This is a genomic window from Nonomuraea solani (assembly GCF_900108335.1).
In the GTDB taxonomy this organism is placed as follows: domain Bacteria; phylum Actinomycetota; class Actinomycetes; order Streptosporangiales; family Streptosporangiaceae; genus Nonomuraea; species Nonomuraea solani.
In genome coordinates this window covers 76,584-93,929 of record NZ_FNVT01000001.1, presented here as the reverse complement: position 1 = coordinate 93,929, position 17,346 = coordinate 76,584, and the positions used below count along the sequence as shown (strand labels likewise).

Sequence of the window (17,346 nt, the reverse complement as noted above, 5' to 3'; positions counted from 1 at the left end):
GCCATGGCCCGGTCGACGTGGTGCATCTGACAGAGGTCGCAGGCTCGCCTCGCTCATTCCGGCCTCCCGCCCTGTTCGGTGTGCGGTGCCTCCGCGTCCTGGCGCCGGCCGAGGGTGGCCGCCCAACTGGCGAGCAGCTTGAGCCGGTCTTCGGCGACGGTGCCCGGCTCGGCGGTGTACGCGGTCAGGTTGCGTACGGTCCGGTGCGCCGTGGGCAGGTCCAGGGACAGGTAGGTCAGCTCAAGGCGGCCGACCTCGGGATGCTGCAGGGACTTGACGCCCTCGTGGCGAATGCGTACGTCATGCGCGGCCCACCGGGTGCGGAACTCGGAGCTGAGCGTGGACAGCTCGCCGACGAGCTCGCGCAACGCGCGGTCATGTGGCTCGCGACCGGCTTCGGCGCGCAGCAGCGCGGCGGTGACGTCGGCGCCGTCGTCCCAGTCGACGAAGAAGTGGTGGGAGCCGGGGTCGAGGAAGTAGTAGCGGGCGAAGTTGGCGCGGCCGCGCTCGTCCGTGGTGTCGCTGTCGTACATCGGCGCGAAGAGGGCTCGGCCCAGCGGGTTGATGGCGACGATGTCAAGGCGGCCATTGCGTACGAACGCGGCCGACATCGTCATGGAGTCGAGCAACCAGTGGACGGGACGCGGGACCTCCACCTCCTTGCGGCGGGAAGGCGCGCGGCGAGCGGGCCGTGCCGCTCGGGCCAGGTCGAACAGGTGGATCCGTTCTTCCTCGGTCAGCTGCAGCGCCCGGGCGACCGCCTCCAGAACGTCGTCGGACACGCCGCTGACGTGGCCCTTCTCCAGCCGTGTGTACCACTCGGTGCTCACGCCCGCGAGAACGGCGACCTCCTCACGCCGGAGCCCCGGAACCCGGCGCCGACCACCGGCGGGCAGCCCGGCCCGCTCCGGCGTGATCTTGGCACGCCGGCTGATGAGGAAGCCGCGGATCTGCTCTCGATTGCTGTCCACCCGATTCACTGTAGGGATCGGACCGGCGGAAAGAGGGGTTGAGATTGTCCCCCCGGTAGACCGCGTAGTCCGTGATCAGTACTGCCAGATCACGTTGCGACGGTGTCGCGCGGGGTGAACTTCGAGATCGTCGATGGCCTCGACGGCGAGACGGCCACCTTGCGGCGGACGGACATCGGCCGTGGCCGGTGACCGTCCCGCCGCGCCCGTCGCAGGCAGGCGGCGCTGTAACGAAGATCGACGATCGTCACCGATCGCCATGCGGCTCCCCACCGAAGAGCCGGACGACCGAGGTGATGGGCAGTGCGGGACATGAGGCTCCCTCAGTAGCACCGCCAGGTATTTCCTGGCGCGCTACGTGAAGCCGGTCGGTCCCGTTGATCGCTGTTGGATCATGGCCGGACCCTAGCATCGGGATGCCAGCCGTGTTCGACCGATCGGCGGCATCGGCCGGGGTCGTCGCCCGCGCTGGTGAACAGGGCGGTCAGCAGCGGTACGCCGTGGGCCAGCGCCTGCGGGGGCAGTGGGCCGGTGGCGACCAGTGAGGCCAGCCCGTGGCCGATCATCCAGCTCTGCGTGGCCAGCTCCAGCGGGTCGGTGCCGTCACGGAAGCGGCCGGCGGCCGTGGCCCGTTCGACGGTCCGTACGAGACAGTGCAGCGTGTCATCCGCCGCCGCCGCGTCCTCGAGCTCGAACCCGGCGTCGAACATCACCCGATAGAGATCGGGACCGGCCATGGCGTTGGACAGGTATGCGGCGCCGAGCGCGGCCAGATCCCGTACCGGATCCTTCGAGGGCGCGACCTCGGCCAGGCGGGCGGCCAGCCGGGTGAAGCCCTCCTGCCGCATCGCCGTCCACAGCCCGTCCATGCCCCCGAAGTAGGTGTAGACGGCCATGGTCGACACGCCCGTGCCGGCCACCAGCGAGCGGAGCGTGACCGGCTTCCGGGCGGCGAGCAACTGCGCGGCCCGGTCGATCAGCAGGGAGTGGACCGCCGGGTCCTTCGTCCTCACCATGGCACCACAATACATAGCTTTGCTATGTTTAGAGAAAGTCGAGCAAGGAGCAGAGCATGACCGTGACACTGGTCAACCCCGACGGGCTGCCGAAGCCCGAGGTCTACCGTCAGTTGTCGATCGCCACCGGATCGAGGCTGGTGTTCCTGGCGGGCCAGGTGGCCCGCGACGCCGAGGGCGGGCGAGTCGGCGAAGGGGACCTGGCCGCCCAGGTGGAGCAGGCCTACCTCAACATCGGCACCGCCCTGGCCGAGGTCGGCGGCTCCTTCGACGACGTGGCCAAGCTGACGATCTATGTCGTCGACTGGACGCCCGACAAGATGCCGCTGCTGGGCGAGGGGGTCTCCCGGGCGGCGGCCAAGCTGGGGGTCGACCCGGTCAAGCCGATCACGCTGCTGGGCGTCGCGGCGCTGGGAGAGCCCGATCTGCTGGTCGAGGTCGAGGCCACCGCGGTCCTCGACTGAGACCGGTCAGCCAAGGATTCCGCCCAGGACGACCGTGATCAGGTCGTCGATGTCGGCAGCCGTCATGGGCGGGGCCGTGTCCCGGAACAGGAGGGTCAGCGCGGTCTCGTGGCACACCCCGGCGATCATCGCCGCCGCGGCGTCCACCTGGGCGTCGACGCGCAGCCGGCCCAGCTCCCGCTCCGCCCGCAGATGGTCGCGCAGCCGATCGCGCCAATCCTCGCCCGGGCTCCCCAGCTCGGCGAACCGGTCGAGGACCTTGGGCTGGGCGAGGAGCCCGGCGAAGGCGGGGAGGATCGCCCGGTGCATCGCCAGGCCGTATTCGATGTGAGCCCGCAGGTTGCCGGCGATGGTCCCGCCGCCGGGCTCCGGCAGCTCGCCGAGACCCCGTTCGACGGACCTGACGTGCGCGCGCAGCGCCTCGGCCAGCAGCTCTTCCTTGTCCGCGAAGTAGTTGTAGAGCACGCCGTCGGCGACGCCGACCTCGCGGGCGATGGCGCGTACGGTGAGGCCCGCCGTGCCCCGCTCGGAGATCATGCGCTCGGTGGTGGCGACCAGATGCTCACGCAGGCCCCGGTCGCCCTCCCGGAGCACCGCCGCCTTTCTCGGTGATATCGATTCAGATCGTAGTCATCACGACCGGGTCCCCGTCACGAGCCAGGCGGTGGCGCGCAGCCTGACGGCGTCCGCGCGCTCGAAGCGGCCGAACGCGGCTTCGAGCGCCGCCCGGGCCGGCTCGGGGTCGGCCGGACCGAGGTTGAACCGGGCCGGGCCCCAATCCATGAGGAACCGGGCGGCGTCCGCCGCGTCGCCGCCCCAGTTCGACTCGGCCTCGACGAAGGAGACGGCGATGTCGCGGAAGCCCGCGGCGGTCAGCAGCGTCGTGACGCGTTCCGGGTCGGAGAGGGAGAGCGGCCGCCAGGAGGTGGGATTCAGTGCGCGATCCGGCGAGCTTCAGGATCGCCAAACAGTCGACTCCGTCTCATGTACGGCGACGCGAACGTGGACCCCATGGTCGACGAACCCGAACAGCTCGAAAGGCTGGCCACGGACGCCCTTCCGCGCTAATCTAAAATTCCTTAGAATAATAGGAGAGACGCCATGACGTACCCCGAGCCCCGCTACTTCGGCGAGACCGGCGAGCACAGCGGCACGTTCCACCTGACCGGCCGGGAGCCGGACCTGTCCATCGGCAAGGGCGGCACCAACGTGCACTACCTGGCCACGGGCGGCTCCACGAACGGCGCGTACGGCCTCTACCGGTACGAAATGGGCCCGAAACCATCCGGCCCCGGCCCGCACTTCCACCGGACGATGACCGAGTCGTTCTACGTGCTGTCCGGCACCATCCGCCTCTACAACGGCGAGAAGTGGGCCGACGGCAAGCCGGGCGACTTCCTTTTCCTGCCGGAGGGCGGGGTGCACGCGTTCCGCAACGAGTCGGGCGAGCCGGCGACGATGCTGATCCTGTTCACGCCGGGCGCGCCGCGCGAGGCGTACTTCGAGGAGCTGGCCGAGATCGCCGGCACCGGCCGGCAACTCACCCCCGAGGAATGGACGGAGCTCTACCTGCGGCACGACCAGTACATGGTCTGATGCCGCAGTTCCCTGAGGAGCCGATCTACGAGCAGCTCGCCCGCGTCGGCAAGGCCCTGGCCAGCCCGGTGCGGCTGCGCCTGCTCGACGTCCTCGACCAGCGCGAACGCACGGTCGAGGAGCTGGCGCAGGCGGCGGAGATCCCGCTCAAGAACACCTCGGCCCAGCTCCAGCAGCTCCGCGCGGCGCACCTGGTGACCAGCAGGCGGGAGGGCACGCGCGTCTACTACCGGCTGGCCGACGAGCGGGTGTCGCGTTTTCTCGGCGAGCTGCAGGGGTTCGCGCACGACCGGCTGGCGGACCTGCGCGACGCCGTACGCGACCGGCTCGGCACCCTGGAGGGCGTGACCGCCGACCAGCTCGCGGACCGGCTGGCGGATCCCGGCACGGTCGTGGTGGACGTGCGCTCGGCCGCCGACTACGCGGCCGGCCACGTCCCCGGGGCGGTCTCCGTACCCCTCGAAGACCTGCTCGACCAGCTCGGCGAGCTGCCGAAGGAGTCGGAGATCGTCGCGTACTGCGGCGGCCCGTACTGCGTGGTCTCCCCCGAGGCCGTGCGCCTGCTGCGCGAGCACGGCTACACCGCCCACCCGCTGGACGGCGGCTTCCTGGGCTGGCGGCGCGGCGAAAAACCATTGGAACGCTGAGCGACCGTTCCCTTACTGTGAGCAACGACACTCTCACAGAGGGAGGCACGGTGCACATCAGACGAGCCACCATGGCGGGCCTGCTCACGGCCGCGACCATGGGCGGCCTGGCCCAGGACGCCCAGGCCAGACGCCTGTACGACTTCGCCGCCGAGGGCGTGGTCATCTGGAGCGAGCCGAGGGCCGACTCCAACCGCAACGGCCTGGGCTACGCGGGCCAGGGCTTCGAGTCGAACCGGGAAGAGGAGCACGGCCTCTACCGGTGCGACAACTTCAAGAGCAGCCTGTGGCACCACGGCCGCAACGCGACCACCGGCGTCGTCGGCTGGGTCCCCGCCTGCAACCTCGCCGACCCGGACTGACGGAGGTCCCGCGATGATCAGTTTTCTCCCCGCCACCGTCGCCCTGCTCCTGGGCCTCCCGGCCCCTTTGCAGGACATCCCCACCTACACCTGCGACACGGTCCGCGGCGACCCCGGGGTGTCGGTGCTGTTCGGCAACTGCCACGCCTCGCCCGGCGCCGTCACCAACGGCCCCTTCGCGGGCGAGGCGATCGGCGTGGCCGTGCAGGTCCCCCTCAAGATCAAGTGCGTGAGCGGCGGTACGGCCGCGCTGCCCGACGAGGTCACCCTCCAGGACTGCGTGCAGATCGGCTGACCACCGGCCGGGTATCCGGGGTAGATTCTCCGGATACCCACCCATCCGGGAGCGCCCGTGACCGTTCAGTTGCAGGTGTCGGCCGACAGTTCCGCGGACGCGCTGCGAGACCTGTACGCGTGGCTGTCGGAGGAGCCCGAGCTGCGCGGCCGCGTCAAGATCGTGGAGGCCCCGCCGGAGCCGGGCGCCCTCGGCGCGGCCCCTGACGTGCTGCAACTCCTGCTGGGCGCGGGCGGCGCGCTGGCCACGATGGCGACGGTGCTGGTGGCGTGGCTGGGCACCCGGCGCGGCGAGGTCAGTATCAAGATCAGCCGCGGCCAGGAGGAGTCCTCGGTGGAGCTGACCGCCAAGGGCGTCAAGGGCCTCGACGCGGCGGCGGCCAAGGCGTTGACCGACCACCTCGCCCAGGTGCTCGCCGACCCTGAGGTCACCGGCTCATGAGCCGGGCGCGGAGCCGGTGAAGCCACGGCATGAGGCCATAGATCACGATCGGCACCGCGATCGTGGCGAGCACGAACGTCCGCACGACGACGGGCAGCCCGGCCAGCGGGCCGCCGAGCGCCAGGTTGAGAACGGCCAGCGTCGGGAAGACGGCCAGCCAGATCATGAACGCCAGTTGGTGCTTCGAGGGCGGTGGGATCGTCCGGTCGGGGGACATGGTGGGAGCTCCTTATGCTCGGGTCAGGGAGGACTGGACGTCGTCGGCGACCAGGTCCGCGTTGATCGCGATGGCGGCGGCCGACCCCATGCCGGCGGCGGTGATGACCTGGGCTCGCGGATCGGCCGCGTTGCCCGCCACCCAGACGCCCGCGACGCTGGTACGGCCCGTGTCGTCGCTGACGGCCCAGCCGCGCTCGTCGGTTGCACAGCCCAGGGAGACGAGCACGTCGTCGTTGGGGACGAAGCGCGGCCGGACGAACACCGCGGCCCGGCCGACGAAACGACCGTCCTCCAGCTCGACACCGCTCAACCGGTCGTCGTCCACGACCAGCCGCCGCACCGGGCCGTCCACGACGCCGATCGCGCGGGCGGCGAGCTGTTCGCGCTGGCCGGCCGTGAGCATGCCATTATGCGGAAATATCAGGACATCGGGTGACCACTGCCTGACGAGCTGGGCGTGCTGCACCGCCTCCGCAGTCCCGCCCAGCACCGCGAGCGGCTGGTCGCGGACCTCGTACCCGTGGCAGTAGGGGCAGTGCAGCAGGTCCCGGCCCCAGCGTTCGCGCACGCCCGGCAGGTCGGGCAGCTCGTCCTGGAGCCCGGTGGTGACCAGGACGCGGCGGGCGCTCAACGAGCGGCCGTCCTTCAGCCTGACCTGGAAGCCCGGGTCGACGCCGGCGACCAGGCCGTCGATCAGCAGGCCGCCATAGCCCGCCACCTCCTCGCGCCCGGCGGCGAGCAGGTCGCGCGGCGCGAAGCCGTCACGGGACAGGAAGCCGTGCATGTGGGCGGCCGGGGCGTTGCGCGGCGCGCCCGCGTCGACCACCGCGACCCGGCGCCGGGCCCGGGCCAGGACCAGGGCCGCCGACAGTCCGGCGGCGCCGCCGCCGATGACCACTACGTCGTATTCGCTCATGTCGGCCAGGGTGCTCGTTCACGGGTAGAGCCGACAACGTTCGTTGCCATTTCCGGGAAAAATGGGCGGGTGGACGACACATCGACGATCATCGCCGCGCTCGACCGGGTGGGGCCGCGGCTGAAGCGGATCCGGGCTCAGAGCGGGGTCACCCTGACCGATCTGGCCGAGCGCACGGGCATCTCGAAGAGCACGCTGTCCCGGCTGGAGAACGGCCAGCGCCGTCCCAGTCTCGAGCTGCTGCTGCCGCTCTCCCAGGTCTACCGCGTACCGCTGGACGACCTGGTCGGCGCCCCCGACGTGGCCGATCCACGGATCAGGCTCAAGCCGCGACGGGTGCACGGCCGCACGGTCATTCCGCTCACCCGGCAGCCGAACGGCGTCCAGGCCTGGAAAATGATCATTCCGCCGAGCCAGTCGACGCCGAGCCTGCGGACGCACGACGGCTACGAATGGCTGTACGTCCTGTCGGGCCGGATGCGCCTGATCCTCGGTGACCGGGACTTCGTGTTCGGCGTGGGCGAGGCGGCCGAGTTCGACACCCAGGTGCCACACTGGTTCGGCAGCACCGGGGAGGGGGCGGCGGAGGTGCTGAGCATTTTCGGGCGGCCGGGCGAGCGCATCCACGTACACACGCGGTCAGACTGACCCGGCCAGGGGCGCGCTCCACAGGCGGCGCAGGTTGTCGATGGCGGAGATGTCCGGCAGGTCCTTGGGCCGGCGGGCACGCGCCTTCCACTCCAGGACGTCGCCGAGCCGCATGAACGGGATGCCGTCGATCAGGTCGGCGGTCTCGATCAGGTGGTGCGTCGGCCAGCCGGGGGTCCACCGGTCGACGAACTCGATGGCGAACGCCGGGTGGTTGATCACCTGTCCGTGGCCGGAGGGGGCCGTTCTGGGCGGGACGCCGAGGGTGAGGGCGATGGCCCAGGCGGCGCCGCGGGCCAGCACATCGAGGTCGCCCATGCAGGTGCGCAGGTTGCGTACGTAGAGCGTGGCCGAGCCGCACACGACGTAGTCGCCGTAGGGCAGGTCCAGCCGAACCAGCTCGGCGAACAGGCCCGCCGGGTCCGTGACCAGAGTGCGTAGCGTCATATGGGGGTCCTTCGGAAGGAATGCACCGGCTGTCAGCATCGCCTCTGGCCGCTGATCCGTCCGCGCACATCTACCCGCCGGCCTGGTGCCCCCGCGCACAGCACAACGGGCGCGGCGGTGACAAGATTGATTACGCGACCAGCTCGGCGAGGTCCTCCTCGCTCAGCCGCAGCGAGCCGGCGGCGATGTTCTCCTCCAGGTGGGCCAGTGAACCGGTGCCGGGAATGAGCAGGATGTTCGGCGATCGGGCCAGCAGCCAGGCCAGCGCCACCTGCGGCACGCTCGCCCCGTGGCGGGCGGCGACGGCCTCCAGGCGCTCGGCCGTGATCGGCTGGAATCCGCCGACCGGGAAGAAGGGCACATACGCGATGCCGGCCGCCGCGCAGGCGTCGACGAGCGGGTCGTCGTCGCGCTGGGTCAGGTTGTAGAGGTTCTGGACGCAGGCGATCGGCGCGACCTTGCGGGCTTCGTCGAACTCGGCGGCGCTGACGTTGGAGACGCCCAGATGCCGGATCAGGCCCTCCTCGCGCAGCGCGAGCAGCGCTTCCAGGGGCGCGGCCAGTGACGTCGCGCCGTGGCCGAGGTCGCCCATGCGCAGGTTCACCACGTCGAGGCGGTCCACGCCGAGCGTGCGCAGGTTCGCCTCGACGCCACGGCGCAGGTTGTCCGGCGTGAGGCCGGTCTTCTCCGCCGCGGGCAGGGCGAGGTCGGAGGCCTCGACCAGCGCTCCGACCTTGGTCACGATCACCAGATCGTCGGGGTACGGGTGCAGCGCCTCCCGGATCAGCTCGTTGGCCGCCACCCCGTCACGTGCGTAGTAGTGGGAGGTGTCGAGGTGGTTCACCCCGAGTTCGACGGCCCGGCGCAGGATGGCCAGCGCCGTCTCCCGGCTGGGCGGGTCGCCCATCGGCCAGCCGGTCAGCTTCATCGTGCCGTACCCGATTCGCGCGACGCTCAGGTCGCCGCCCAGTTCCCACCCCATGATCTGTACCCTAAACCCCTGCCTCCACCGGTTCCCGCCGACGCGGCGTGGCGGGCTCGTCCTCCTCGTGGCCCTCCACCGACAGGTTGGGCAGGATCCGGTCCAGCCACCGCGGGCACCACCAGTTCCACCGCCCGAGCAGCACCATCGTGGCCGGCACCAGGAACCCGCGGATGATCGTCGCGTCCACCGCGATCGCCACCGCCAGCCCCACCCCGAACGTCTTCACCATCGCGTCTGGGTAGGCGATGAACGCCACGAACACCGCCACCATGATCAACGCCGCCGACGTGATGACCCGTCCCGTCGAACCGAGCCCTTCGGCGACCGCCCGCGAGTTGTCCCCATGCCGCAGGTACGACTGCCGCACCGCCGTCAGCAGGAACACCTCGTAGTCCATCGACAACCCGAACAGCACCGCGAACAGCATCAGCGGCACATAACTCTCGATGGGCACCGAGAAGAACAGCTCCGTCACGTACGACGAGCTGACCGGCGGATCCATGCCCACCAGCCCGCTGCCGACGCCGATCGAGAACACCATGGCCAGCGCCCCGAACGCGGCCCCCAGGGACACCAGGTTCATCACCGCCGCCTTGATCGCGACGACGGGCGCGCGGAAGGCCAGCAACAGCAGCAGCGCGCTCAGCAGCACCACGACCCCGATGACCAGCGGGGTCCGCTCAGCCATCCGGTCACCGGCGTCGGTGAGCCCCGCCACCTTGCCCCCGACGTGCACCCGCACGCCGGGGACCGAGATGGCCCTGACGTCGCGGACCACCTCGGCGGCCCGGTCGTCGCTGGGGGCGTAGTCGGGGATGGCCTGGATGAGGACCGAGCGGCCGGAGGTGTTGATCTTGGGGTCGGCGACGTGGGCGACGCCGTCGACGTCCTTCACCTCGCGTACGAGGTTGTCGACGATCGGTTCCTCGGCGTCGGTGACGCGGGAGGGCAGGGTGGCGACCACGATCAGCGGGCCGTTGAAGCCTGGCCCGAAGCCGGTCGCCATGAGTTCGTAGGCGCGGCGGGGCTCGGAGCCCTTGGTGCCGTACCCCTCGTCGAGCGGTCCCAGCTTCAGCGCCATCGCGGGCGCGGCGAAGGCGCCGAGCACGAGGGCGCTGGCGATCAGCACCCGCCACGGACGGCGCGCGACCCACGAGCCGAGCCCCGCCCAGCCCTCGCCGGACGTGCCGCCGCCGCGCAGGAGGGGCACCTTCAGGGCGTTGACGCGGTGGCCGAGCAGCCCGAGCAGGGCCGGGACCAGCGTGACCGAGGTCAGTACGGCGGCCACGACCGAAATGCCGGTCACCCAGCCGAGCGTGGCCAGCAGCGGGAAGCCGGCCAGCAGCAGCGCGCTCAGCGCGATGATCACGGTGCCGCCCGCGAAGACGACGGCCCCGCCGGAGCTCGCCACCGTACGACGTACCGACTCCACCACCGGCACGCCCTCGGCCAGCAGCCGCCGGTGGCGGGACAGCAGGAACAGCGCGTAGTCGATGCCGACGCCGAGCCCGATCATCGTGGCCATGATGCCGGCCTGCTTGGGCATGTCCACGACCCACCCGAGCAGCCCGATCACGCCCAGCCCCGACGCGACGCTGATGAGGGCGACGAAGATCGGCACCATCGCGGCGACCAGCGTCCCGAACGCGAACACCAGCACCAGCAGCGCGCAGATCACGCCGATGATCTCGCTGGGCCCGGTCTTGATCTCCTTGTCGGCGGGCGTGGAGCTGTCGGCGGGCACCACCTCCAGCCCGGCGGCCCGCGCCGGATCCGCGGCCTTCGACAGCTTCTGCGTGGTCTCGGCGAGCTTGTTGGAGTCGTGACCCTCCAGGCGGATGGTGATGAGCCCGATCTGCAGGTTGGAGGAGATGCCGCCCCTCCGGAACGGCGTCTCGACCTTCGTGACGTACGGCATCGTCCGCAGGTCGTCGATGGTGCGTTCCACGGCCTTTTTGGGCTTGTCGTCGATCAGGGGGCCGTCGGCGGAGTAGAGGAGGAGCTGGATCGTGCCACCGGTGGCGTACCCGGGGCCGAAGCCGGTCTTCATCAGGTCGTGCGCGCGCTGCGCGTCGGTGCCGGGGATGCTGGCGTCGTTGCTGGTCGGGCCCGGGAAGGCGAGGCTGCCGCCCATCAGCGCGGCGGCCGCGATCACCCATGACACCAGCACGATCCATCCGTGCCGCGCGCACCAGCCGCCCAACCGTCCCAGTAACCGCGTCATCGCTCTGTGCCCCCGCCCAACGGCCGTCCTGTACGGTCGTACAGGACATACGATAAGACGGGATATATCCGGAATACCGTCTCCCGTAGGGAAATGAGACGATGACCACACCCGACGACACCCGCACCCGGATCCTGGCCGCCGCCAGAGAGCTGTTCGCCGAGCGCGGCTACGCGGCCACATCCCTCGCCGACATCGCCGCCGTCGTCGGCCTGACCAAGACCGCGGTCGCCTACCACTTCCATCCGAAGGACCGGCTGGCCGCCGAGCTGCTGTCCCCGTCGGCTGGCGACATGCTCGCGCTCCTCGGGACGACGTACGCCACCCGGCAGGAGTTCGTCGAGGCGCTGGTCGGGTTCGCGGTGCGGTACCGCTCGGTGATCCGCCTGTTCATGGAGGACCTGGCGGCGGACGACTCCTCGGGGGAGCCCGGTTCGGAACGCGAGAAGGTCAGGACGTTCCGGGACGAGATCTACGCCAAGCTGGTCGGCGACGACCCGACGCCGGAGACCCGGCTGAAGAGCTGGGCCCTGCTCGGCGCGCTGCAGTGGGGCGCGGTCAAGACCATGGACCTCCCGGAGGACCAGGTACGGGCGGCTCTCCTCGAGGCCGCGAGGGCATACTGATATGCCTTTTTCCGAAGAAGCCGAATGGCCCCGCAAAGGATCTGTAACGTAAGTGCCGTGACCCGGCTTCAGCATTTTTGCGAATAAATCTCACCTATGAGGTTCAGGCTTCCTTGAGCGAGCAAAGGGGCCGATATGATCGATCCATTTTCCCTGCTTCCGTCTTACGCTCTTGAGAGAGCTCTCGACTCGGCGCTGGACTCGATGGCGCGGCTGGCCGAAAACCTGCACGGCGACAAGGTCGCCAAAGGGATCCGCAGGCTCAAGAGCGACGGCAAGTTCCGGGCCGAGTTCGCAGGTGCAGTGAAAGCGGCATTGGTGAAGTTTCACCGAGCGTACCGCGATGTAGACCAAGAGGTCGCCGAGAGGCTGGCACTCGACAGGCGATTCTGGACCGGCCAGGCGCTGATGACCTCCATGGAGGCCATCATCAGGCAGGCGGGGAGCACGGCCGCTGACGACGCTCGCCGGACCGTCGAGGAGCACTTCCGTCATCATCTCGGAGAAGAGATCGGGGCGGAGCGAGCTCACAACGCGCTCGTCTGTTTTCTCAACTGCCTGGCCGAGGAGGTCTGGCATCTTCCGGAACTCCACGGCATCTACTCCCTTTATTTGCAAAGAGCCAGTGCGCAGGCCACCGCGGCCATTGTTGATGAATTGCGAGAACTGCGACGAGATACCGGCCGCATCACTCAAGTGCCAACGCAGTCGATCTCCGCAAGCGAAAAGGCGACTGCAACCGCCGAATCAGTGAACAACCTCCCACGCGACGTCATGGTGGTCGGCCGAAAGACGGAAATCCAAAGAATCCTTCGTCAACCGGACCGTCCCGGCACTCTCGTGATCGACACGGTCAATGGCATGGCCGGTATCGGGAAGACGGCTTTGGCCGTCCACGTCGCACACAAGATGCGCGACGATTATCCGGACGGCTGCTTCTTCCTCGACCTGCACGGATATACAGCGGGCCAGCCACCCCTTCAGGCCGGCGAGGCCTTGGGAATGCTGCTGCGCATGGCACGGCCCCTCATCGGACAGATCCCCCTGGATATGGATGAACGGACTGCGCTCTGGCGCTCCGCGATGTCCTCCAAGCGGGCCCTGCTCGTCCTGGACAACGCGCTCGATCACGAGCAGGTACGGCCGCTGCTGCCCGGTACGGCCACCTGCCGGGTCATCATCACCAGCAGACGTCAGCTCACCGGGCTCGGACATGCGCAGCCCCTGTCCCTGCGATGTCTGCAACTCCGGGACGCCGTACAGCTTCTCACCAACATCATCGGAGCGGAACGGGCCGGTCGGGAACCAGGCCAGGTTCGCACGGTGGCCGAACTGTGCGGCCGACTGCCGTTGGCCCTCCAGCTGGCCGGCAACAGGCTGAAGTATCGTCCGGAATGGGATATCTCCTCATTCGCGCGGCGGTTGCGGGCGGCCAAGTCCCGGTCCCTGATGTTGCGGGCCGAGGACATGGCGTTGGAAGCCGCGTTCAAGCTGTCCTATGCCGGCCTTGAAGCGCGCCAGCAGCTCATGTTCCGCAGACTGAGCCTGCACGAAGGAGCGACCATCTGCGTGGGGGCCGCAGCGGCCCTTTACGATGCCGACCGGGAAACGGTCGAGGACATCATCGAGACGCTCGTGGACCACAGCCTGCTCGAGGAAGCGACCGCGGGGCGTTACCAGTTCCATGATCTGCTCAAGGACTTCGCCCGCAACATGGCGACGTCCTCCCATGAGTCGGCAGAGCTCCGGTCGGCCACAGAGAGAATCATCCAGTTCTATCTGGCCGGATCCAGAGCGGCCAGTGTGCACATCAACACACGGCTCCATCCCGCGGTCATCGTGCCCGATGACACCGTGTCCGTGCGCATGTGCTTCGCCGGCCGAGTGGAAGCCCTGCGGTGGATGGAGCAAGAACGTCTGAATCTGTTCGGCGTCGCGCGCCAGGCCCAACAGGTCGTTCCGACGGCGGTGTGCGATCTCGCCGCCGCGGCCGCGGGTTTTCTCCTTCTGAGGGGCTATATCAGAGAGGCGGTGGATCTGCATTCGGCCGCGGTAGGAGTCGCCTCGCAAGAGGGCGGCGCGGCGATGCGGGCGGTGAGTCATGAGAACTGCGGCACGGCGAAGTGGGAGCTCGGCAGCTTCCAGGAGGCCCTCGTCTGCTTCAACGTCGCGCTCGGCCTCTATAAGGATCTCGCGGATGTGGAGAGCGAAGCACGCGTTCTCGACAAGATCGGATTCACCTACGAGCGCACCGGCGACTATCCCGATGCGCTGCGAGTCCTCCAGGAGTCCTTTGATATTCGAAGCCGGCTCGGCGACCTCCATGGCCAGGCGAAAACGCTGAACAGCCTGGGCGCCGTCCACTGGCGCAAGGGCACGTACGTAGAGGCGTTGCGATGTTTCGTCTCCGCGCTGGGGACGCGCATCGATATCTCGGATCTGCACGGCCAAGCTCGCACCCTGAACAACATCGGCTTCACGTTCGAGCGGATGAACAAGTTCGCCGAGTCCAAGGAATATCTCCTGCGCGCACTCGATCTCGCACTGCGACTGGGGGACAGACAGATCGAGAACACGGTCTACAACAATTTGGGCTATCTGCACGTGAAGATGGGCGAGTGCGAACTCGCCCAGAAGTACTCGCTGCGAGGACAGGTTCTGGCCCGGCAAACGGGGTCCGTCTATGAGGAGGCCCGGGCGCTCGACGGGCTCGGACGAGCGCGACTGTGCGCGGGGAGACGTGGCGAGGCAAGGGGGCCACTTGGCCAGGCGCTCATTCTGTTCCAGGGTCTTGGCGTGCCAGAGGCGGTGGACATTCGTCGCATACTGGCCGACATGGATGCGGCCGACTCCCGTCCAGGGCCTACGAGCGAACCAGACCCGTGAGCACGGTCGCACCGGTCATATCGGCAAGAGCCTCTCCCGGAAGCCTGAGTTTCGCTCGAAGACGTCCGCTGCCGATCACCAGTCTCGGCAAATCACTCAATGAGGCATCGATGAGAACCGGCCAATCGGAGGGCAGCCCGATTACCGTGATGCTGCCGTAATCCATATTGCTGTCCGAAACGGCCGAATCGCGATCCAGCATCGTCACCTGGCGCACCTGGAGGTGCCTGCGCACGACGCCGTTCAAGTCGGCTCGGGTGCCTGGAGGGATGAGACATGCGGCCCTTTTGAAGACGCCGCCTCTCCTTGCCTCGATCACCAGGCAGTTACCGCCGAATTTCGGGTCGAGGCCGTAATGATCGCAAAGCTCAGAGCCGCCGGCGAAAGCCGGATCTATCTCCGCCACTTGAACATCTTCCGACCATGGCGCTTCGGCCCATCGCTCGAGCACGGCGCGCACCGGCTCTGCAAGCAACTCAGGCCTGCTCAGCGCAGGGACGAACTGAAGTGAATCACTCACTCGCCGATGCTAACACCATTTTCCAAGTGCCAGCCAGGCGTCATTTCAATAACCATTTAAATAGGCGTTTAAGACCATAGCGCCATCTCATCACCCAATCCCACAAATGCGGAAAAAGCCACCCTTCGTCCTGAATGGCCAGGATTGACGGTGTGATAATTTCTCGCATTGAAAAGTATCGCGTCGCCGACGTGGGGCACTATCGTGCAGATCGGCGAGGAGGGCCGAATCACATCTGGCCGATACCCGAAACTTATTCTGTGCGACTCGTCGCCCACCGCCCATCGCTGTAGCCAGACCACCGCCTCGCCGCCCTGCTCCGGCACTGACAGGAAGACGTTGAGCGCTAGCTGGGCCCACGGACGAGGATCGATCGACAACCCTTGGAGCTCTTGCGTCACATCGTCCCAGTGGATGAGGGTTCCCTCACTGATCTCTCTGACGATTCCCCAGAACAGTGGCCTGCCAGAGACTCGCGCCGCCCGCACCGGCCCGCTCCAGGACTCGGTGAGCAGCCTGTGACACTCATCGTGCACGGCGAGGTGTCGCAGCTCGGTCGACCAGAGATGGACGACCCGGTCCGCCTCGGACCAATACTGCGGAGAAATTCCGTCCTTCACCATGTACTCGTTGAGCGCTGGGCCGATTTTGCAGGCCACGACCGGATATTGGTCACGGTCGTAGCGCTCGAGAAACTCGTGTCCCACCGCGAGCAGTTGTTCGCAGAACTTTTCGTCAAAAAACCCAGGCACTCGCAAGGCGCCGACCCCATCGCGCGCAAGAGTGGTGAGTGCCTCCGGATCAAGCCCGCCCAGGGTAACGATTTGTGCCATTCGATCGTCAGTCCTCATGACTCCCTCACACGATCGAGATGGATCGATACTAAACCGGCACTGGCTCGATGACCAGAGAGCGCTGAATTCCGTTCACATTCTGCCCCACGACTGCGCAGAGTCTCCTCGGACCGCCAGAAATATGTTATATCCTGACAAGTCAGGCGGCATATCGAAATGACCTGGCCAGCCTCGACCGTTGTTCGGCTTCGCTCACGGCTCACGAGGACACGTTGTAGTCTTGCCGGTGCCCCGAACCTGATTTTCGTCCCTGTCAGATATCAAGAATCGGCCCGACAATGACGATCTCCCTGGCAGACGTTCAAGCCGCGGCAGGACGTATACGCAGCCACGTTCGCAGAACGCCCATCATCGAAATAGATCTCGACGCGCTCACCTCAACGCCCGGCCGGGCGTGGCTGAAGCTTGAGCAGTTGCAATACACCGGATCCTTCAAACCTCGCGGCGCCTTCAACCGCATCTTGAAAGCGATGGAGGAGGGCCGGCTGCCACCCGCTGGGGTCATCGTCGCCTCCGGAGGCAACGCGGGGCTGGGCGTGGCCTATGCCGCCGCTCAGCTCGGCATCCCCGCTCGCGTGGTCCTGCCCACCAGTGCTCCCCGGGTCAAGGTGGAGAAGCTGCGCAAGCTCGATGCCGAGGTCGTCCAGGCGGGACAGATTTATGAAGACGCTTATCACGTGGCCGTCAAGGAGGCGAGTGACACCGGAGCACTGTTCTGCCACGCGTACGACCAGCCGGAGATCTGCGCGGGACAGGGCACGTTGGCGCTGGAACTGCTCGAACAGACCGAAGAGCTCGATACGATCATTGTCGCCGTGGGAGGCGGAGGGCTGCTCGCGGGCGTCACCACGGCCGTCGCGGGACAGGCACGTGTCGTCGCCGTCGAGCCGGAAGCGGCGCCGACCCTCAACACGGCGCTGGCGACGGGGCGGCCGGTCGACGTCTCCGTCACCGGCGTGGCATCCGATTCTCTTGGCGCGACCCGCATCGGCGACATCGGTTATGCCGTCGCCGCCCAGGCGGACGTGCAATCGGTCCTCGTCAGTGAAGACGCGATCCGTGAAGCCCGCCGGATGCTCTGGGACGGCTGGCGCATCGCGGTGGAATATGGAGCCGCCACGGCATTCGCCGGCCTCGTCAGCGGATCGTACCGGCCAGGTGCGAACGAGCGGCTCGCCTTGGTGCTCTGCGGCGCCAACACCGACCCCGCCGACCTGGCGACGTAAAGC

The 17,346-nt window shown here is 68.0% G+C and carries 22 protein-coding genes; 10 read left to right on the top strand and 12 right to left on the bottom strand.

Features of this window, described 5'->3' with window-relative positions:
- Positions 1-53: 53 nt before the first annotated feature.
- The 3 genes from C4V41_RS00440 to C4V41_RS00435 form a co-directional block, all read right to left on the bottom strand.
- Entirely contained in the window at positions 54-971 is a 918-nt protein-coding gene (locus C4V41_RS00440) for a helix-turn-helix transcriptional regulator (protein ID WP_235029828.1), read from the bottom strand.
- Between the two features lie 75 nt (positions 972-1,046).
- Positions 1,047-1,232, bottom strand: a complete 186-nt coding sequence (locus tag C4V41_RS60555) for a hypothetical protein (protein ID WP_146103479.1) — start codon at positions 1,230-1,232, stop codon at positions 1,047-1,049.
- Between the two features lie 131 nt (positions 1,233-1,363).
- Positions 1,364-1,987, bottom strand: a complete 624-nt coding sequence (locus C4V41_RS00435) for a TetR/AcrR family transcriptional regulator (RefSeq protein ID WP_103953699.1) — start codon at positions 1,985-1,987, stop codon at positions 1,364-1,366.
- Positions 1,988-2,043: 56 nt separating this feature from the next.
- On the opposite strand from C4V41_RS00435, the gene C4V41_RS00430 reads away from it, so the two are divergent.
- Positions 2,044-2,451, top strand: a complete 408-nt coding sequence (locus tag C4V41_RS00430) for a RidA family protein (protein WP_103953698.1) — start codon at positions 2,044-2,046, stop codon at positions 2,449-2,451.
- A gap of 6 nt (positions 2,452-2,457) precedes the next feature.
- On the opposite strand, the gene C4V41_RS00425 is transcribed toward C4V41_RS00430, so the two are convergent.
- Positions 2,458-3,045, bottom strand: coding sequence for a TetR/AcrR family transcriptional regulator (locus tag C4V41_RS00425; RefSeq protein ID WP_200823665.1), 588 nt, complete (start codon positions 3,043-3,045; stop codon positions 2,458-2,460).
- A gap of 39 nt (positions 3,046-3,084) precedes the next feature.
- Entirely contained in the window at positions 3,085-3,234 is a 150-nt protein-coding gene (locus C4V41_RS61610; RefSeq protein WP_160150131.1) for a hypothetical protein, read from the bottom strand.
- Positions 3,235-3,552: 318 nt separating this feature from the next.
- Between C4V41_RS61610 and C4V41_RS00420 the strand changes: the two genes are divergently transcribed.
- Genes C4V41_RS00420 through C4V41_RS00400 form a run of 5 tightly spaced genes read left to right on the top strand, consistent with a single transcriptional unit; the run spans position 3,553 to position 5,792 of the window.
- Positions 3,553-4,047 (top strand): cupin domain-containing protein, encoded by a 495-nt coding sequence (locus C4V41_RS00420; RefSeq protein ID WP_103953696.1) that lies wholly within the window; start codon positions 3,553-3,555, stop codon positions 4,045-4,047.
- A complete protein-coding gene (locus tag C4V41_RS00415; protein ID WP_103953695.1) occupies positions 4,047-4,694 on the top strand; it encodes an ArsR/SmtB family transcription factor in 648 nt (215 codons plus the stop codon). The genes C4V41_RS00420 and C4V41_RS00415 overlap by 1 nt, the downstream gene beginning before the upstream one ends.
- 50 nt (positions 4,695-4,744) lie before the next feature.
- Positions 4,745-5,056, top strand: coding sequence for a hypothetical protein (locus C4V41_RS00410; protein ID WP_146103478.1), 312 nt, complete (start codon positions 4,745-4,747; stop codon positions 5,054-5,056).
- Between the two features lie 13 nt (positions 5,057-5,069).
- The gene (locus C4V41_RS00405) at positions 5,070-5,351 is read left to right on the top strand and encodes a hypothetical protein (RefSeq protein ID WP_103953693.1); all 282 of its coding nucleotides are present in this window, start codon (positions 5,070-5,072) and stop codon (positions 5,349-5,351) included.
- Positions 5,352-5,408: 57 nt separating this feature from the next.
- Positions 5,409-5,792 carry an effector-associated constant component EACC1 gene (locus C4V41_RS00400; protein WP_103953692.1) on the top strand — a complete coding sequence of 128 codons (384 nt, stop codon included), beginning with the start codon at positions 5,409-5,411 and terminating at the stop codon, positions 5,790-5,792.
- Here C4V41_RS00400 and C4V41_RS00395 read toward each other — a convergent pair.
- Positions 5,779-6,009, bottom strand: coding sequence for a hypothetical protein (locus tag C4V41_RS00395; RefSeq protein ID WP_103953691.1), 231 nt, complete (start codon positions 6,007-6,009; stop codon positions 5,779-5,781). The genes C4V41_RS00400 and C4V41_RS00395 overlap by 14 nt on opposite strands.
- A 12-nt stretch (positions 6,010-6,021) precedes the next feature.
- Positions 6,022-6,927, bottom strand: a complete 906-nt coding sequence (locus C4V41_RS00390) for an NAD(P)/FAD-dependent oxidoreductase (RefSeq protein ID WP_103953690.1) — start codon at positions 6,925-6,927, stop codon at positions 6,022-6,024.
- 69 nt (positions 6,928-6,996) lie between these two features.
- Between C4V41_RS00390 and C4V41_RS00385 the strand changes: the two genes are divergently transcribed.
- The gene (locus tag C4V41_RS00385; protein WP_103953689.1) at positions 6,997-7,575 is read left to right on the top strand and encodes a helix-turn-helix domain-containing protein; all 579 of its coding nucleotides are present in this window, start codon (positions 6,997-6,999) and stop codon (positions 7,573-7,575) included.
- Here the strand turns inward: C4V41_RS00385 and C4V41_RS00380 are convergent.
- The 3 genes from C4V41_RS00380 to C4V41_RS00370 form a co-directional block, all read right to left on the bottom strand.
- The gene (locus tag C4V41_RS00380) at positions 7,567-8,022 is read right to left on the bottom strand and encodes a hypothetical protein (RefSeq protein WP_103953688.1); all 456 of its coding nucleotides are present in this window, start codon (positions 8,020-8,022) and stop codon (positions 7,567-7,569) included. The genes C4V41_RS00385 and C4V41_RS00380 overlap by 9 nt on opposite strands.
- Before the next feature lie 130 nt (positions 8,023-8,152).
- Positions 8,153-9,004: an oxidoreductase gene (locus tag C4V41_RS00375; RefSeq protein ID WP_200823664.1), complete on the bottom strand. Its 852-nt coding sequence runs from the start codon at positions 9,002-9,004 to the stop codon at positions 8,153-8,155.
- Positions 9,005-9,014: 10 nt separating this feature from the next.
- Positions 9,015-11,231, bottom strand: a complete 2,217-nt coding sequence (locus tag C4V41_RS00370; protein ID WP_103953687.1) for an MMPL family transporter — start codon at positions 11,229-11,231, stop codon at positions 9,015-9,017.
- A gap of 101 nt (positions 11,232-11,332) precedes the next feature.
- Here C4V41_RS00370 and C4V41_RS00365 point away from each other — a divergent pair, with 101 nt between their 5' ends.
- Entirely contained in the window at positions 11,333-11,857 is a 525-nt protein-coding gene (locus tag C4V41_RS00365) for a TetR/AcrR family transcriptional regulator (RefSeq protein ID WP_103953686.1), read from the top strand.
- 135 nt (positions 11,858-11,992) lie between these two features.
- On the top strand, positions 11,993-14,743 hold the full coding sequence (locus C4V41_RS00360) for an ATP-binding protein (protein WP_103953685.1): 2,751 nt from the start codon (positions 11,993-11,995) through the stop codon (positions 14,741-14,743).
- On the opposite strand, the gene C4V41_RS00355 is transcribed toward C4V41_RS00360, so the two are convergent.
- Together C4V41_RS00355 and C4V41_RS00350 are read right to left on the bottom strand one after the other, a co-directional pair.
- Positions 14,721-15,263, bottom strand: a complete 543-nt coding sequence (locus tag C4V41_RS00355; RefSeq protein WP_103953684.1) for a YbaK/EbsC family protein — start codon at positions 15,261-15,263, stop codon at positions 14,721-14,723. The two genes, C4V41_RS00360 and C4V41_RS00355, sit on opposite strands and share 23 nt — an antisense overlap.
- A 68-nt stretch (positions 15,264-15,331) precedes the next feature.
- Positions 15,332-16,114 (bottom strand): phytanoyl-CoA dioxygenase family protein, encoded by a 783-nt coding sequence (locus tag C4V41_RS00350; RefSeq protein WP_146103477.1) that lies wholly within the window; start codon positions 16,112-16,114, stop codon positions 15,332-15,334.
- Positions 16,115-16,395: 281 nt separating this feature from the next.
- Here C4V41_RS00350 and C4V41_RS00345 point away from each other — a divergent pair, with 281 nt between their 5' ends.
- Positions 16,396-17,343, top strand: a complete 948-nt coding sequence (locus tag C4V41_RS00345) for a threonine/serine dehydratase (protein WP_103953682.1) — start codon at positions 16,396-16,398, stop codon at positions 17,341-17,343.
- Positions 17,344-17,346 lie beyond the last annotated feature (3 nt).

Bases quoted from the DNA above. Each gene is read 5' to 3' on its own strand.
- C4V41_RS00360 (WP_103953685.1), top strand. From the start codon at position 11,993: ATGATCGATCCATTTTCCCTGCTTCCGTCTTACGCTCTTGAGAGAGCT.
- C4V41_RS00380 (WP_103953688.1), bottom strand. From the start codon at position 8,022: ATGACGCTACGCACTCTGGTCACGGACCCGGCGGGCCTGTTCGCCGAG.
- C4V41_RS00375 (WP_200823664.1), bottom strand. From the start codon at position 9,004: ATGGGGTGGGAACTGGGCGGCGACCTGAGCGTCGCGCGAATCGGGTAC.
- C4V41_RS00345 (WP_103953682.1), top strand. From the start codon at position 16,396: ATGACGATCTCCCTGGCAGACGTTCAAGCCGCGGCAGGACGTATACGC.
- C4V41_RS00390 (WP_103953690.1), bottom strand. From the start codon at position 6,927: ATGAGCGAATACGACGTAGTGGTCATCGGCGGCGGCGCCGCCGGACTG.
- C4V41_RS00350 (WP_146103477.1), bottom strand. From the start codon at position 16,114: ATGAGGACTGACGATCGAATGGCACAAATCGTTACCCTGGGCGGGCTT.
- C4V41_RS00395 (WP_103953691.1), bottom strand. From the start codon at position 6,009: ATGTCCCCCGACCGGACGATCCCACCGCCCTCGAAGCACCAACTGGCG.
- C4V41_RS00405 (WP_103953693.1), top strand. From the start codon at position 5,070: ATGATCAGTTTTCTCCCCGCCACCGTCGCCCTGCTCCTGGGCCTCCCG.
- C4V41_RS00365 (WP_103953686.1), top strand. From the start codon at position 11,333: ATGACCACACCCGACGACACCCGCACCCGGATCCTGGCCGCCGCCAGA.
- C4V41_RS60555 (WP_146103479.1), bottom strand. From the start codon at position 1,232: ATGGCGATCGGTGACGATCGTCGATCTTCGTTACAGCGCCGCCTGCCT.
- C4V41_RS00370 (WP_103953687.1), bottom strand. From the start codon at position 11,231: ATGACGCGGTTACTGGGACGGTTGGGCGGCTGGTGCGCGCGGCACGGA.
- C4V41_RS61610 (WP_160150131.1), bottom strand. From the start codon at position 3,234: ATGGATTGGGGCCCGGCCCGGTTCAACCTCGGTCCGGCCGACCCCGAG.
- C4V41_RS00435 (WP_103953699.1), bottom strand. From the start codon at position 1,987: ATGGTGAGGACGAAGGACCCGGCGGTCCACTCCCTGCTGATCGACCGG.
- C4V41_RS00420 (WP_103953696.1), top strand. From the start codon at position 3,553: ATGACGTACCCCGAGCCCCGCTACTTCGGCGAGACCGGCGAGCACAGC.
- C4V41_RS00430 (WP_103953698.1), top strand. From the start codon at position 2,044: ATGACCGTGACACTGGTCAACCCCGACGGGCTGCCGAAGCCCGAGGTC.
- C4V41_RS00415 (WP_103953695.1), top strand. From the start codon at position 4,047: ATGCCGCAGTTCCCTGAGGAGCCGATCTACGAGCAGCTCGCCCGCGTC.